The 13255-nt window shown below is 71.2% G+C and carries 15 protein-coding genes; 9 read left to right on the forward strand and 6 right to left on the reverse strand.

The window, feature by feature from the left end; translation table 11 throughout:
* Positions 1-56: 56 nt before the first annotated feature.
* Entirely contained in the window at positions 57-617 is a 561-nt protein-coding gene (locus FB470_RS11665) for an SCP2 sterol-binding domain-containing protein (RefSeq protein ID WP_306990999.1), read from the forward strand.
* Here FB470_RS11665 and FB470_RS11670 read toward each other — a convergent pair whose 3' ends face one another.
* Together FB470_RS11670 and FB470_RS11675 are read right to left on the reverse strand one after the other, a co-directional pair.
* Positions 618-1040 (reverse strand): FxsA family protein, encoded by a 423-nt coding sequence (locus FB470_RS11670; protein ID WP_306991001.1) that lies wholly within the window; start codon positions 1038-1040, stop codon positions 618-620.
* A 70-nt stretch (positions 1041-1110) separates the two neighbouring features.
* A complete protein-coding gene (locus tag FB470_RS11675; protein ID WP_306991003.1) occupies positions 1111-1944 on the reverse strand; it encodes an SAM-dependent methyltransferase in 834 nt (277 codons plus the stop codon).
* 59 nt (positions 1945-2003) lie between these two features.
* Between FB470_RS11675 and FB470_RS11680 the strand changes: the two genes are divergently transcribed.
* Positions 2004-2645 carry an alpha/beta hydrolase gene (locus FB470_RS11680; protein ID WP_306991005.1) on the forward strand — a complete coding sequence of 214 codons (642 nt, stop codon included), beginning with the start codon at positions 2004-2006 and terminating at the stop codon, positions 2643-2645.
* A gap of 85 nt (positions 2646-2730) precedes the next feature.
* A complete protein-coding gene (locus FB470_RS11685; protein WP_306999212.1) occupies positions 2731-4524 on the forward strand; it encodes an NHL domain-containing thioredoxin family protein in 1794 nt (597 codons plus the stop codon).
* Here FB470_RS11685 and FB470_RS11690 read toward each other — a convergent pair.
* On the reverse strand, positions 4475-5098 hold the full coding sequence (locus FB470_RS11690; RefSeq protein WP_306991007.1) for a TetR/AcrR family transcriptional regulator: 624 nt from the start codon (positions 5096-5098) through the stop codon (positions 4475-4477). The genes FB470_RS11685 and FB470_RS11690 overlap by 50 nt on opposite strands.
* Before the next feature lie 55 nt (positions 5099-5153).
* Here FB470_RS11690 and FB470_RS11695 point away from each other — a divergent pair, with 55 nt between their 5' ends.
* Genes FB470_RS11695 through FB470_RS11705 form a run of 3 tightly spaced genes read left to right on the forward strand, consistent with a single transcriptional unit; the run spans position 5154 to position 8817 of the window.
* The gene (locus tag FB470_RS11695) at positions 5154-6503 is read left to right on the forward strand and encodes a carboxypeptidase regulatory-like domain-containing protein (protein WP_306991008.1); all 1350 of its coding nucleotides are present in this window, start codon (positions 5154-5156) and stop codon (positions 6501-6503) included.
* A complete protein-coding gene (locus FB470_RS11700; protein WP_306991010.1) occupies positions 6500-6868 on the forward strand; it encodes a GroES family chaperonin in 369 nt (122 codons plus the stop codon). The genes FB470_RS11695 and FB470_RS11700 overlap by 4 nt, the downstream gene beginning before the upstream one ends.
* 20 nt (positions 6869-6888) lie before the next feature.
* Positions 6889-8817 carry a VanW family protein gene (locus tag FB470_RS11705; protein WP_306991012.1) on the forward strand — a complete coding sequence of 643 codons (1929 nt, stop codon included), beginning with the start codon at positions 6889-6891 and terminating at the stop codon, positions 8815-8817.
* A gap of 13 nt (positions 8818-8830) precedes the next feature.
* Here the strand turns inward: FB470_RS11705 and FB470_RS11710 are convergent, their stop codons facing one another.
* Positions 8831-9520: a leucine-rich repeat domain-containing protein gene (locus FB470_RS11710; RefSeq protein WP_306991014.1), complete on the reverse strand. Its 690-nt coding sequence runs from the start codon at positions 9518-9520 to the stop codon at positions 8831-8833.
* Positions 9521-9602: 82 nt separating this feature from the next.
* Here FB470_RS11710 and FB470_RS11715 point away from each other — a divergent pair, with 82 nt between their 5' ends.
* The gene (locus FB470_RS11715; RefSeq protein ID WP_306991015.1) at positions 9603-9974 is read left to right on the forward strand and encodes a hypothetical protein; all 372 of its coding nucleotides are present in this window, start codon (positions 9603-9605) and stop codon (positions 9972-9974) included.
* 55 nt (positions 9975-10029) lie between these two features.
* Here the strand turns inward: FB470_RS11715 and FB470_RS11720 are convergent, their stop codons facing one another.
* On the reverse strand, positions 10030-10305 hold the full coding sequence (locus tag FB470_RS11720) for a GlsB/YeaQ/YmgE family stress response membrane protein (protein WP_306991017.1): 276 nt from the start codon (positions 10303-10305) through the stop codon (positions 10030-10032).
* A gap of 104 nt (positions 10306-10409) precedes the next feature.
* On the opposite strand from FB470_RS11720, the gene FB470_RS11725 reads away from it, so the two are divergent.
* Positions 10410-10730: an ArsR/SmtB family transcription factor gene (locus tag FB470_RS11725; RefSeq protein ID WP_306991018.1), complete on the forward strand. Its 321-nt coding sequence runs from the start codon at positions 10410-10412 to the stop codon at positions 10728-10730.
* Positions 10727-11224: an SRPBCC family protein gene (locus tag FB470_RS11730; RefSeq protein WP_306991020.1), complete on the forward strand. Its 498-nt coding sequence runs from the start codon at positions 10727-10729 to the stop codon at positions 11222-11224. The genes FB470_RS11725 and FB470_RS11730 overlap by 4 nt, the downstream gene beginning before the upstream one ends.
* Before the next feature lie 71 nt (positions 11225-11295).
* On the opposite strand, the gene FB470_RS11735 is transcribed toward FB470_RS11730, so the two are convergent.
* Positions 11296-13137, reverse strand: coding sequence for an acyl-CoA dehydrogenase (locus tag FB470_RS11735; protein ID WP_306991023.1), 1842 nt, complete (start codon positions 13135-13137; stop codon positions 11296-11298).
* Between the last annotated feature and the right edge of the window lie 118 nt (positions 13138-13255).

The following is a 13255-nucleotide window of genomic DNA, read 5'->3' on the forward strand; positions in this document are numbered from 1 at the left end:
CTCCTTCACGCCCGAAACGCTACCTCCTGGCCCGTTCGCCGGTAGAATCTCCGCCTGTGTCCGGCACCGTGGTCGACGCGTTCGCCCGCCAGATCGATCTGAGCAGGCTGTCCGCGGAGCAGTTCATCCAGTTGCTCGAAACGCTGCACATGCTCGGATCGGCCGGATCGGGCGTGCACCTGAGCAGCCTGTCCACCGAAACGCTCGCCGACGTCGTGCGCCGCGCGTCGAAGGAGCAGCTGCGGGCGATCAGCGAGCACCCCGAGCTGCGGATGGTGTTCCTGGAGGAGATCTTCCGCCGCATGTCGGACCACTTCCTGGCCGAGAAGGCGCGGTACTCGAGTGTCGTGGTGTGCTGGCGGTTCCCCGGTGGGTCGGGGATCGGCGGCTACGACCGGTTCCAGACGGTCATCGAGGACGGCCGGTGCTTCTCGGGGCAGGACCTGGGGCGGGAGCCGGACACGACGATCACCATCGCGCCGGACGACTTCTTCCGCGTCGCGACGGGCAACGCCGCGGTGGCGGCGATGTTCGTGACCGGGAAGGTCAAGGTGAAGGGCGAGTACGCGCCCGCGGTACGGCTGTCGGGCTACTTCGACATCCCCAAGCCCGCTTGATCACCCCTCGATGATCGGGCGGTGCGGGGTGTCCTTGTCGACGACCTCGCTGTCGACCACGATGAGCCGGTTCGGCATGCGGCGTTCGGCCCGCTTGAGCCACCCCCGGCGGACGATGCCGCGGGTGGGCGGCAGCAGCAGCGCGAGCCCGGCCAGGTCGGACAGGAAACCCGGGATCATGATGAGCAGCCCGCCGAACGCGACGAGCATGCCATCGGTGATCTCGGCGTGCGGCGAGCGTCCCGAGCGCGCGGTGGCCAGGAACGCCTGCGCGGCGCGGGCCCCTTCGCGACGGGCCAGCCAGGAGCCGAGGAACGCGCCGACGACCAGCAACCCGAGCGTGCCCAGGAAGCCGATCAGCGAACTGACCGCCCACACGGCCGCCACCTCGGCGACGATGTACAGCAACAACACGACAGCCATACCCGGTTCAACGCGCCGGCCCGCCCGATTTCTCCCGCGGGGTTCCCCGGATCACCTCGGCCGCGTCCGTTCAGGGCTTGCGGGCCACGCCCCCGATGACCCGCGACTCCGACGGCACCTTCTTGAACAGCGTCGCCCGGTCCGGGTGCCACGCCGGCGCGTACACCAGCCCCGGCGCGAGCAGCTCCCAGTCGCCGAAGAAGCGCGCGAACTCGGCCGTCGTGCGCAGCTGACCGGGGTTGGTCGTGCTCTCGTAGTAGTCGACGAGGTCGGCCAGCGCCTGCCGCTCCTCGTCGCTGCGCGGGTTCTCGTTCGTCATCTGCGACAGCACCAGCAGCGAACCGGGCGCGACCCGGCTGCGGAAGTAGCCGATCCGGCTGTCCGGGTCGTCGGCGTCCTTGATGAAGTGCAGCACCGCGTTGATCACCAGCGCCACCGGCTGCCGGACGTCGATCATGCCGGTGTCGAGCACGCGTTCCCACAGGTCCTCGGGCTGCATGAAGTCCGCGGCGATCGCGACGTGCCGCGCCGGGTCGGCGGTGCCGGCCAGCAGCAGCCGCGAGTGCGCGAGCGCGACCGGCTCGTTGTCGACGTACACGACCCGCGTGTCCTTCTGCGGGCGCGTCGCGTCGGCGACGTCGTGCACGTTGCCGACCGTCGGCAGGCCCGACCCGATGTCGACGTACTGCGTGACTCCCAGCCGGGCGCACTCCCGCACCGCGCGGCCCAGGAACTGCCTGCTCGTCTTCATGTACTCGCCGATCATCGGCAGCCTGCGCCGGATCTTCTGGGCGAACTCCCGGTCGATGGCGTAGTTGGTGGTGCCGCCGAGGAAGTAGTCGTAGACGCGCGCGGCGGACGGCCGGTCCAGGCTGTTCTCCACGGCACGCAGTGCCTCGTCCATGCGACTCCCTTCCGCCCCGCTCGCCGCCATGGTAGTGATCAACGGGCAGGTGAGGTGTGATGACCGAGTTCGTCCTCGTGCACAGCCCGCTCGTCGGCCCGGCCACCTGGCAGGGGGTCGCGGCCGAGCTGCGAGCGCGCGGTCATCGCGTTGCGACCCCCTCTCTGCTCGGCGCGTTCGACGGCGACGGGCCGTACTACCCGAAGCTCGCCGGTGCCGTGCGCGAGCCGGGTGTCCTCGTCGTCCACAGCGGTGCCGGCGCCCTGGTGCCCGGCATCGCCGCCCGCACCGGCGCGCCGCGGGCCGTCTTCGTCGACGCCCTCCTGCCGCGCCCGGGGCGCAGCTGGTTCGACACCGCCCCGCCCGAGCTGGGCGACCGGCTGCGCGAGCTCGCGACGGGCGGCCGCCTGCCGCCGTGGCACGAGTGGTTCCCGCCCGGCACGATCGACGAACTGCTCCCCGGCCGGCGGATCCGCGACGCGTTCGTGGCCGAGCTGCCGCGCGTCCCGCTCGCCTACTTCACCGAACCCGTGCCGGACGCGCCGGTCCCGCCGGGCGCCTACCTCCAGCTCAGCGACGCCTACGACGGCGAGGCCCGCGAGGCCGCCGAGCGCGGCTGGCCGGTCGAGCGGATCGGCGGCCACCACCTCGCCCCGCTCACCGACCCGGCCGTCGTCGCCGCCGCGCTCGCGCGGTTGTGACATTCCACATCGTGAACCCGGGGAACAACGCGATCTTCGCAGGTGGTTGAACTGTTCCGTGGCACCAGAGCAACGCCAGGCGCGCGTGCGCGCGCCCGAACTCGCCGGGGACGTGTGGCTGAACACCGGGGGTGAGCAGGTCACGCTGGCCCAGCTGCGCGGCAAGATCGTGCTGCTGGACTTCTGGACGTCGGGTTGCATCAACTGCCTGCACGTCCTCGACGAGCTGCGCCCGCTGGAGGAGGAGTTCGCCGACGTGCTGGTCACGATCGGCGTGCACTCGCCGAAGTTCCTGCACGAGGGCGAGGCCGCGGCCATCGAGGCGGCCGTGCGCCGCTACGAGGTGCACCACCCGGTGCTCAACGACCCGGAGATGACCACCTGGTCGCAGTACGCGGTGAAGGCCTGGCCGACGCTGGTGGTCGTCGACCCGCAGGGCTACGTCGTGCACACCGCCGCCGGCGAGGGGCACGCCGAGGCGCTGCGCCGTGTCATCGCCGGGCTGGTCGAGACCCACGACGCGAAGGGCACGCTGCGCCGCGGCGGGAACCCGTACGTGCCGGTGGAGGACCAGCCCGCCGATCTGCGCTTCCCCAGCAAGGCCGTGGTCACCGCGGAGGGGCGCATCCTGGTCGCCGACACCGGGAACCACTCGATCGCCGAGTTCGCCTCCGACGGCGAGACCCTGATCCGCCGGTTCGGCAGAGGCACGCGCGGCCGTGCCGACGGCGCCTTCGACGTGGCGAGCTTCGCCGAGCCCTCGGGCCTGGCCCTGCTGCCCGCCGACGTCGCCGAACAGGCCGGCTACCACCTGCTCGTCGCCGACACGGCCAACCACCTGCTGCGCGGCGTGGACCTGGTCACCGGCGAGGTCACCACCGTCGCCGGCACCGGGAACCAGTGGCGCGACGGCGAGACCGACGGCGACGCGCTGTCGATCGACCTGACGAGCCCGTGGGACGTCGTCTGGTGGGAGGCGGCCGGCGGGGCGGTCGTCGCGATGGCCGGCAACCACACGCTCGGCCTGTTCGACCCGCGGACCGGCCGGATCTCCCGCTTCGCCGGGACGACCGTCGAGGGCCTGCGCGACGGCGCGGCCGCCGAGGCCTTCTTCGCGCAGACCTCCGGGCTCGCCGTCCAGGGTGGCCGGCTGTGGCTCGCCGACGCCGAGACCTCCGCGCTGCGCTACCTGGAGAACGGCACCGTGCACACCGCGATCGGGACCGACCTGTTCTCGTTCGGGCACCGCGACGGCGACGCCGCCGACGCGCTGCTGCAGCACCCACTCGGCGTCGCGGTCCTGGCCGACGGCACGATCGCGATCGCCGACACCTACAACGGCGCGATCCGCCACTACGACCCGTCGACCGGCGAGGTCGCCACGCTCGCCGCCGGCCTCGCCGAGCCCTCCGGGCTGCTGGTCACCGACGAGGCGCTGCTGGTCGTCGAGTCGGCCGCGCACCGCCTCACCCCACTGCCGTCGACCGCGGACGGGCAGCAGGTGGCCGGTGACGCGCACGCCGTGCGGCGCCCGCCGACCGAGCTGGCCGCGGGCGTGGTCGAGTTCTCCGTGGTGTTCACGCCGCCGCCGGGTGAGAAGCTCGACGACCGGTTCGGCCCGTCCACCCGGCTGCAGGTGACGGCCGCGCCGCCGGAGCTGCTCGCCGAGGGCGAGGGCACCGGCACGGACCTCACCCGGACCCTCCGGATCGCGGAGGGCCACACCGAAGGCGTGCTGCAGGTGGTCGCGCAGGCCGCCAGCTGCGACGCCGGCGCCGAGCACCCGGTCTGCCGGGTCACGCGGCAGGACTGGGGTGTGCCGATCCGGATCACGCCGGACGGCCCGGACCGCCTCCAGCTGATCCTCGCGGGGGCGTGAAGGCGCTCTCCAGCACGTCCATGGCCCGGTGGAACAACGTCACCAGGTCCGGCGGCGAACCGGGCTGCCAGCAGCCGATCGCGGACCGGTTCGCGCCGATCGCGGCCGCGGCCGTGGTGCGCACGTAGAGGTCGTCCCCGGGCAGCCCGGTGCGCGTGGCGAGGGCCTGGGCCACCGCCTCCTCCAGCGCGCGGTTGGCCTGCGCGACGCGCGGCACCAGCTCCGGGTGCTCGCGCAGCAGCAGCGTCCGCTCGCTCCACACCTCGGTGGCCGCCAGTTCGGCGAACCGCCCGGCGAACACCTCGCGCAGGGCGGTCAGCGGCGCCTCGCCCGCGGGCCGGTCGAGGATGCGCTGCCCGAGCGTCGCGGCCGCGATGTCGAGGGAGAGCGCGGCCTCGTCCTTCGTCGTGAAGTAGTTGAAGAACGTCCGCGCCGACACCCCCACGGCCGCGCAGATGTCCTCGACCGTCACCCCGTCCGGCCCGTGCCGGCGGTACAGCGTGATGGCCGCGTGCCGCAGTGCTTCGCGGGTGGCTTCCTTCTTGCGCTCACGCAGGCCGGTGGGCTGGCTCACGATTTTTACACTACTGCATTTTTGCAGTCCGTGCAAAAAGTGATACCCTGACCACATGGCGGAGCACGTGGAAACCGATACACCGGACGAACCGAGCAAGATCTGCACCCTCGCCGAGAGCCTGTGGTTCCCCCTCTTCTTCACCTTCGGGTTCTTGTTGTGCTACCTGCTGGCGTTCCACTCGCCGACCCCGCACCACATCAAGGTCGCGGTGGCCGACCCGGCCGCCGCCACGCGGATCGAGTCGGCACTGGGCAAGGCGAGCCCGGGCGCGTTCGACATCCAGGCCGTCGCCACCGCCGACGACGCCCGCCAGGCGGTGCTCGACCGCGACGCCACCGCCGCCTACTCGGCCGACCCCCGGCACCCGGCCCTGTTCGTCGCCAAGGCCGACGGGTACATGCTCGAATCGGTCCTCAACCAGGCCTTCGCGCCGATCGCGGCCCAGACCGGCCACGCGTTGACGGTCACCGACCTGGCGCCCACGGAAGCCGGCGACACGATGGGCACCGGGATGTTCTACCTGGTGCTGATCTGGAACATCCCCAGCTACATCGTCGTCATGATGCTGCTGCGCGCGGTCACGCTGAGCCGCCGGGCGAAGGTCGCGACGCTGGTCGGGTTCGGTGCCCTGCTCAGCCTCATCGGCTACGCCGGCGGCGTCCTGATGGACGTCATCCCCAACGACCCGCGGGCGATCGGAGTGGCGTTCCTGCTCACGCAGGCCGTCTCGCTCACCTCGTTCGGCCTGGTCCCGCTGGCCAAGCAGTGGTTCCCGGGCGTCGCGATGGGCCTGTTCGTGCTGCTGTCGATGCCCTCCAGCGGCGGGGCGATCCCGATCCAGATGGTCCCCGGGTTCTTCCGGGCGCTGCACCCGGTGTTCCCGATGGGCAACCTCATCGAGGCGCTGCGCGGCCTCTTCTACTTCCACGGCGTCGGCATGCTGCGGCCGATCCTCGTGCTGTGTGCGTGGATCCTCCTCGGTGTCACGCTCATCGCCGGGTACAGCCTGGTGTTGCGCCGCCGGGCCCGTGCGGTCGAGGAACCGCCGGTCGAGGACCCGTCGATCGAGATGCCGAGGCCCACCGCGGTCCCTGCGCACGGGCGGCACTTCGGGGAGCTGGTGCCCGCGCTGTCCGGGGTGGTCCGCACCGGTGACGGTGCGCCGGTGCCGGGCGCCGCCGTGACCGTGATGGACGGCCGGGGCCAGCAACTGGTCCGCACGACGGCCGACGACGCGGGCGAATACGCGGTCGCCGGACTTCCGGAGCAGTTCGCCGACCTGGTCGTGTCCGCGCCCGGGTTCGAGGCCGCGGCGAGCCGGGTTCTCCTGCGGGAGGGCCGCACCGCCCACCGCGACTTCACGCTGCGCGCACGGCGGCCGCTGGTCTCCGCGGCACGATGAGGGCACGTAGCATTACCGGCGTGTCGGAAGTCGAGAAACTGCCGGACGACGCGGCGAAGCTGGAAATCCAGATGTTGCACGACCGCGTCCTGGTCCGGGTCTCCGCGGAGGAGGGTGAGCGCCGCAGCAGTGGCGGCATCGTGATCCCGGCGACGGCCCAGGTGGCGCGCCGTCTCGCGTGGGGACACGTACTGGGGGTAGGCAGTAATGTGCGCAACGTGAAGGTCGGCGACCGCGTGCTCTTCAACCCCGAGGAGCAGTTCGAGGTCGAGATCCAGGGCGAGGCCTACCTGGTGATGCGGGAGCGCGACATCCACGCCGTGGCCACCGAGCGCACGGAGCACGGGACGGGCCTGTACTTGTAACGCGTCCGGGAGGAATCGCGGTGCGGGAGGACCAGCACTGGCCGGAACGGGACGTCGATCTGCCCTCCGACCCCGAGACCACCGCGGTCGGGCCCCCGCCGCCGGCCGAGTTCCTGCTGGACGAACCGCTCGACGCGACCGAGGACGCCCTGGTCGGCGAGCTCCTGGAAGCCGGTGAAGGCCCGGTCGCGCCCCCGTCACCGGGCAAGCGCCTCCTCGCTCGCGCGTTCATGATCGCCGGCTGCGTCCTGGGGGTCGGCGTGCTGCTGTACGGCGTGGACCTGATCATCAGCGCCGGGGACGTGCCGCGGGGCGTCACCGTCGCCGGGGTCGAGGTCGGCGGCCTGAGCCGCGACGAGGCCGAGGCCAAGCTGCGCCGCGAACTCGAGCCCCGGCTGACCCAGCCGGTCCCCATCGAGGCCGGTGACGTGCGCACCGTGCTCGACCCCGCGCAGTCCGGGCTCGGCCTCGACTGGCCGTCGACCATCGCGCAGGCCGGGCGCCAGCCGCTCGACCCGGTCGAGCGGGTCCGGTCGTTCTTCCGCACGCGGGAGGTCGGCGTGGTCACCGTGACCGACCCGGACGAGCTGCACCGGTCGATCGCGCGCCTGGCCGACACCCGGATCAACCACCCGCCGACCGAGGGCAGCATCGGGTTCGTCACCGTGCCCGGCGGCGACGGCGCGGTGAACCCGTACCCGATCGAGCCGCGCGACGGCCAGACCCTCGTCGACGTCAAGGGCGCGGGCGACATCCTGCGCGCGACCTGGCTGGACAAGAGCGGGGTGCGGCTGCCGGTCGCGCTCACGCCGGTCAAGGTCACCTCGGCGGGCGTGCACTCGGCGCTCGACCGGCTGGTCGCGCCGGCGGTCGCCAAACCGGTCACGCTGCACGGCGACGGCGCCGACGCGGTGCTGAAGCCGTCCGCGATCGCGGCGGCGCTGAAGTTCAGCCCCGCCGACGGCGGGGCGCTCAAGGTCGAGGCGGACCCGGCGAAGCTGCAGCAGGCGGTGCGCGACCCGTTGGTCACCACCGAGAAGAGCGGCAAGGACGCGCAGATCGTGTTCACCGGCGACGCCCCGGTCGTCCAGCCCTCCGAGGACGCGCGCAAGATCGACTGGAACCGGACGTTCCAGCCGCTGATGGACGTGCTCGCGAAGCCGGACGGACGCGACCTGACCGTGCGCTACCAGACGGCCCGGCCCCGGACGACCACCGAGGCGGCGAACGCGCTCGGCATCAAGGAGGTCGTCGGCGAGTTCACCACGAGCGGCCTGTCCGGGCCGGCCGCGACGAACGCGCGGGTCATGGCGGCCGAGGTCAACGGCGTGGTGCTGCGACCCGGCGAGACGTTCAGCCTCAACGCCCGGGTGGGCGCGCGCGGCCGGTCGGAGGGGTACGTGCCGGCGCCGGTGAACGAGGACGGCTACGGCCCGGTGGTGCTCGGCGGCGGCGCGTCGCAGTTCACGACAACCCTGTACAACGCGGCGTACTTCGCGGGCCTGACCGACGCCGGGCACACCGAGCACAGCTACCACCTGGACCGGTACCCGGTCGCGCGGGACGCGGTCGCGGTGTCGGACAGCGGCGCGGCGGTGGACCTCAAGTTCACCAACAGCCTGAGCAGCGGCGTGGCGATCCAGACGTCGGTGTCCGGCGACAGCGTCACCGTGAAGATCTGGGGCACCAAGCAGTTCCGGGTGGCCAGCTCCACCGGTGAGCTGTCGGGCTTCCAGCCGCCCCCGCTGGAGCCCGGATCGGGCCCGGACTGCCGCCCGTCGAGCGGCCAACCGGGATTCACCACGAGCGACACCCGGGTGGTCTACGACCTGGCCACCGGAGCCGAGGTCCGCCGCGACACCCGCACGGTGCAGTACGCCCCGAAACCGGCGGTGATCTGCGGTTTCGGGGTGAGCTCCGAGCAGCCCGGCGACGAACCGGTCCGGTGACCGGTCGGCGCGGTCAACGAAGAACCAGGCAGTCGTCGAGGTCGTCCAGCCAGGCCGGGGTCGCCAGCCACCGGTTCCAGCGCAGGTCGAGCTTGACCAGCGGCAGCCTCGCGAGCCCGGCCGGCAGGGTGCGCAGGTCGTTCTCGCGCAGGTCCAGGTAGCGCAGGTCGCTCAGCTCGCCCACTGAGTCCGGCAGCGTCGTCAGGTGGTTGCCGCGCAGGTGCAGCTCTCGCAGTTTGCCGAGCGAGCCGATGCTGTCCGGCAGCTCGTGCAGGTCGTTGCGGTAGAGCCGGAGTTCCCGCAGCTCGCGCAGGCCGGAGAGGTCCGCGGGCAGCGCGGTGAGGCCGTTGTCGGCAGCGCCGAGGTACCGCAGCCCGCCGAGCCGGGTCAGCGACGCGGGCAGCGTGGTCAGCCGGTTGTCCGACAGGTAGAGGTACTCGGTCAGGTTCGGCAGGTCGCCCAGTTCGTCGGGCAGGTCGGTGAGCTGGTTGTGGCCGAGGTCGAGTGTGTGCAACGCGGTGAGCCGCCCGATGGCGGGCGGGATCGCGGTGAGCCGGTTCGCGGCGAGGTTGAGCACGGCCAGCCGGTCGAGCGTCCACAGCTCGTCGGGCAGTCCGGTGAGTTCGTTGTCGTACGCGCTCAGGTGCTCCAGTCCCGCCGGCAGGGCAGGCAGCCGGGTGAGCCCCTGGTGGTCGAGGTCCATTCGCCGGAACCTACCGCCGCAACCGCAGCGCGCACGATCCGATACCCTCCGTCACCACCTTGGTATGGATGGAGGACCCGGAGTGAAGAAGTCGTGGGCCGGAGCCGCACTGGTCGCGTGTGCGGTGACGATGGTGCAGCCGGCGGTGGCGACGGCCGCCGAGCCGGAGCCGGCGCTGGTGCACGCCTCGACGCAGAACGACTGCAAGCTGAACATCCGGGCGGGTGCGGACGTCGGGTCCGCCCTGCTGCACACCCTGAGCTGCACGAACTACACCACGTGCGTGCACGCTCCGGAGCGGGACCTGCCGTGCGGGCAGGTCGTCACCGGTGGCACGTACACCTGCGTCGGCGCGGACGGCAAGCAGCTGACCGACAACCGCTGGGCCGAGGTCCTGTGGCGCTCGCCGGAGAAGTCGTTCGTGGCCGCCGGCTGCGCGGCGTTCCGGTCCTGAACACGACCGTGCCCGGGAAGGCGGACCTTCCCGGGCACGGGTTCGCCGAGCGGGGCTACCTGGTCAGATTTCGCCGGCCGTACAAGCCGGCTGCCAGCGACACACCGATCGCCGCGATGACCACCTGGGTGATGAGCTCGAGCCAGTCGAAGCCCTTGGTGTCCGCGTAGCCGATGCCTCGCGCGATCGCGGTGCCGATGAACGCCGCGACGATGCCGATGATGATCGTGAGCCAGATCGGGATGCCCTGCTTGCCGGGTGCGACCAGGCGACCCAGCGCGCCGATGATCAGCCCGACGACGATCGCGCTGATGATTCCACCGATAGTCATCGCAACTCCTTCAGCTTCGATGTGCTCGGGGAGTACCTTCGCGCACCGGTTTCAAACCCGCATATTTGTTGACGCTTATATGTGTTTCGTGTGATACTTCCGCGGTGGACGTCTTCGAAGCGGTGGCCGAGCCCACCCGTCGTACGCTGCTGGACCTGTTGGCCCAGGGCGAGCTGGCGGCGGGCGATCTGGTCGCCGCGGTGCCCGATCTGACGCAGCCGGCCGTGTCCCGCCACCTGCGGATCCTGCGCGAGGTCGGGCTGGTCGACGTGCGCCCGGACGGGCAGCGCCGGATCTACGCGCTGCGCCCGGACGGGCTGGCCGAGATCGACAAGTGGCTCGGCCGGTACCGCCGCTACTGGGCGCGCCACCTCGACTCCCTCGAGCGCCACCTCGCGCGCAACCAGGAAGGACACCCGGAGTGAGCACCGACAACGGCATCATCGAGACCGACGGCGAAGCGGCCGTCATCCGCTTCGAACGGCACCTGCCGCACCCCATCGAGGCCGTCTGGGCGGCGATCACCGAGCCGGCCCAGCGGCTGGCCTGGTTCGGCGAGACGGTGCTGGACACCGAAGCCGGCCGGATCGAGATGCTGCCCGAGGACCCGCCCGCCGCCGCGGACGCCAAGCGCATGACCGGGCGGATCCTGGTGTGGGACCCGCCGCACGTCTTCGAGCACGAGTGGCACCAGCGGATCGTCGAGGACGGCGTGGTGCGTTACGAACTGAGCGAGACTGCGACGGGCACGTTGCTGAGGTTCACCCACCGCGGCCTGTCGGTCCGCAACGCCCGCGGGTTCATCCCGGGCACCCACGCCTTCTTCGACCGCCTCGACGCCCACCTGGCCGGTGCGGAGCCACCCGCCTGGTCGGAGCGCTACGCGGCGCTCGCGCCGTCGTATCCCGCCTGGTCCTGACCAACCGTCGCGCGCGAAAAAGCCCTCTCGCCGGCGAGCGAGAGGGCTTTTCGCGGGGGATCCGGGAGAGGTCAGAACGCCGCTTCCGGGACCTCCATCAGGTCGTTGTCCGCGGCCTCGACGATCGCGCGACGGGCGGTCAGCTCGGGCAGCACCGACTTCGCGAAGAACGACGCCACCGCGATCTTGCCCTGGTAGAACGCCTGGTCCTTGGCCGACGCGCCGTCCAGCTTGGTCAGCGCGACCTCGGCCTGGCGCAGCAGCTGCCAGCCCACCAGCAGGTCACCGGCGGACATCAGGAACCGCACGGTGTGCTGGCCGACCTTGTACAGGTTGCGCACGTCCTCCTGCGACGAGGTCAGGTAGCCGATCATCGAGCCGAGCATGCCCTGCACGTCCTCGAGGGCGCGCTTGAGCAGTTCGCGCTCGTTCTTCAGCCGGCCGTTGCCCGCCTCGGACTCGATGAACTTCGTGATCTCGTTCGCGATGTAGCCGAGCGCCTGCCCCTTGTCGCGGACGATCTTGCGGAAGAAGAAGTCCTGCGACTGGATGGCGGTGGTGCCCTCGTACAGCGAGTCGATCTTCGAGTCGCGGATGTACTGCTCGATCGGGTAGTCCTGCAGGAAGCCCGAGCCGCCCAGCGTCTGCAGCGACTGCACGAGCTGCTCGGTGGCGCGCTCGGAGCCCACGCCCTTGACGATCGGCAGCAGCAGGTCGTTGACCCGCTCGGCCAGCTTCAGCGACGCCTCATCGCCCTCGCCGGTCCACACCTGGTCCTGGAAGGACGCGGTGTACAGGTACACCGCGCGCAGGCCCTCGGCGTAGGCCTTCTGCAGCATCAGCGACCGGCGCACGTCCGGGTGGTGCGTGATGGTGACGCGCGGCGCGGTCTTGTCGGTCATCTGGGTCAGGTCGGCACCCTGCACGCGCTCCTTGGCGTACTCGAGCGCGTTGAGGTAGCCGGTGGACAGCGTGGCGATCGCCTTGGTGCCGACCATCATCCGGGCGTACTCGATGACCTGGAACATCTGCGCGATGCCGTCGTGCACCTCGCCCAGCAGCCAGCCCTTGGCCGGGGTGCCGTGCTGGCCGAAGGTCAGCTCGCAGGTCGTGGAGACCTTGAGGCCCATCTTGTGCTCGACGTTGGTGACGAACACGCCGTTGCGCTCACCGAGTTCGCCGGTCTCGGAGTCGAAGTGGAACTTCGGCACGAGGAACAGCGACAGGCCCTTGGTGCCCGGCTTGGCCTCGATGCCCGGTCCCTCGGGGCGGGCCAGCACCAGGTGCATGATGTTCTCGGTCATGTCCTGGTCGGCGGAGGTGATGAACCGCTTCACGCCGTCGAGGTGCCAGCTGCCGTCCTCCTGCAGCACGGCCTTGGTGCGGCCGGCGCCCACGTCCGAACCGGCGTCCGGCTCGGTGAGGACCATCGTGGCGCCCCACGCGCGCTCGATCATGATCCGCGCCCAGCGCTTCTGCTCCTCGGTGCCGTTGCGGTCGAGGATCATCGCGAAGTTCGGGCCCGCCATGTACATGAACAGGGCCGGGTTGGCGCCGAGGATCAGCTCGGACGCGGCCCACTGCACGGTCGGGGGCAGCCCGAGGCCGCCGAGGTCGTTGGTCAGGCCCAGGCGCCACCACTCGCCGTCCCAGAGCTGCTGGTAGCTCTTCTTGAACGACTCGGGCAGCTTGGCCGAGAAGGTCTTCGGGTCGTAGACCGGCGGGTTGCGGTCGGCGTCGGCGAAGGACTCGGCCAGTGGGCCGACGGCCAGGTTGTTGAGCTCCTGCAGCGCGCCGCGCGCGGTCTCCTCGTCGGAGTCCGCGAGGACCCCCTTGCCGAGGCGCTCCTGGACGTTGAGGACCTCGAACAGGTTGAACTCGAGGTCTCGCACGTTGGACTTGTAGTGGCCCATGTCGTCGCTCCGTTGTCGATCGGGTTTCCGGCTGGGCGCATGCTGGTACCCCTACTGGCCGGTAACATCAGGATATTACCTGTGGGTAACCGCGGCAAGCGAATCCAGCCGGTTGTGA

The sequence above is a fragment of the Amycolatopsis thermophila genome, from assembly GCF_030814215.1.
In the GTDB taxonomy this organism is placed as follows: domain Bacteria; phylum Actinomycetota; class Actinomycetes; order Mycobacteriales; family Pseudonocardiaceae; genus Amycolatopsis_E; species Amycolatopsis_E thermophila.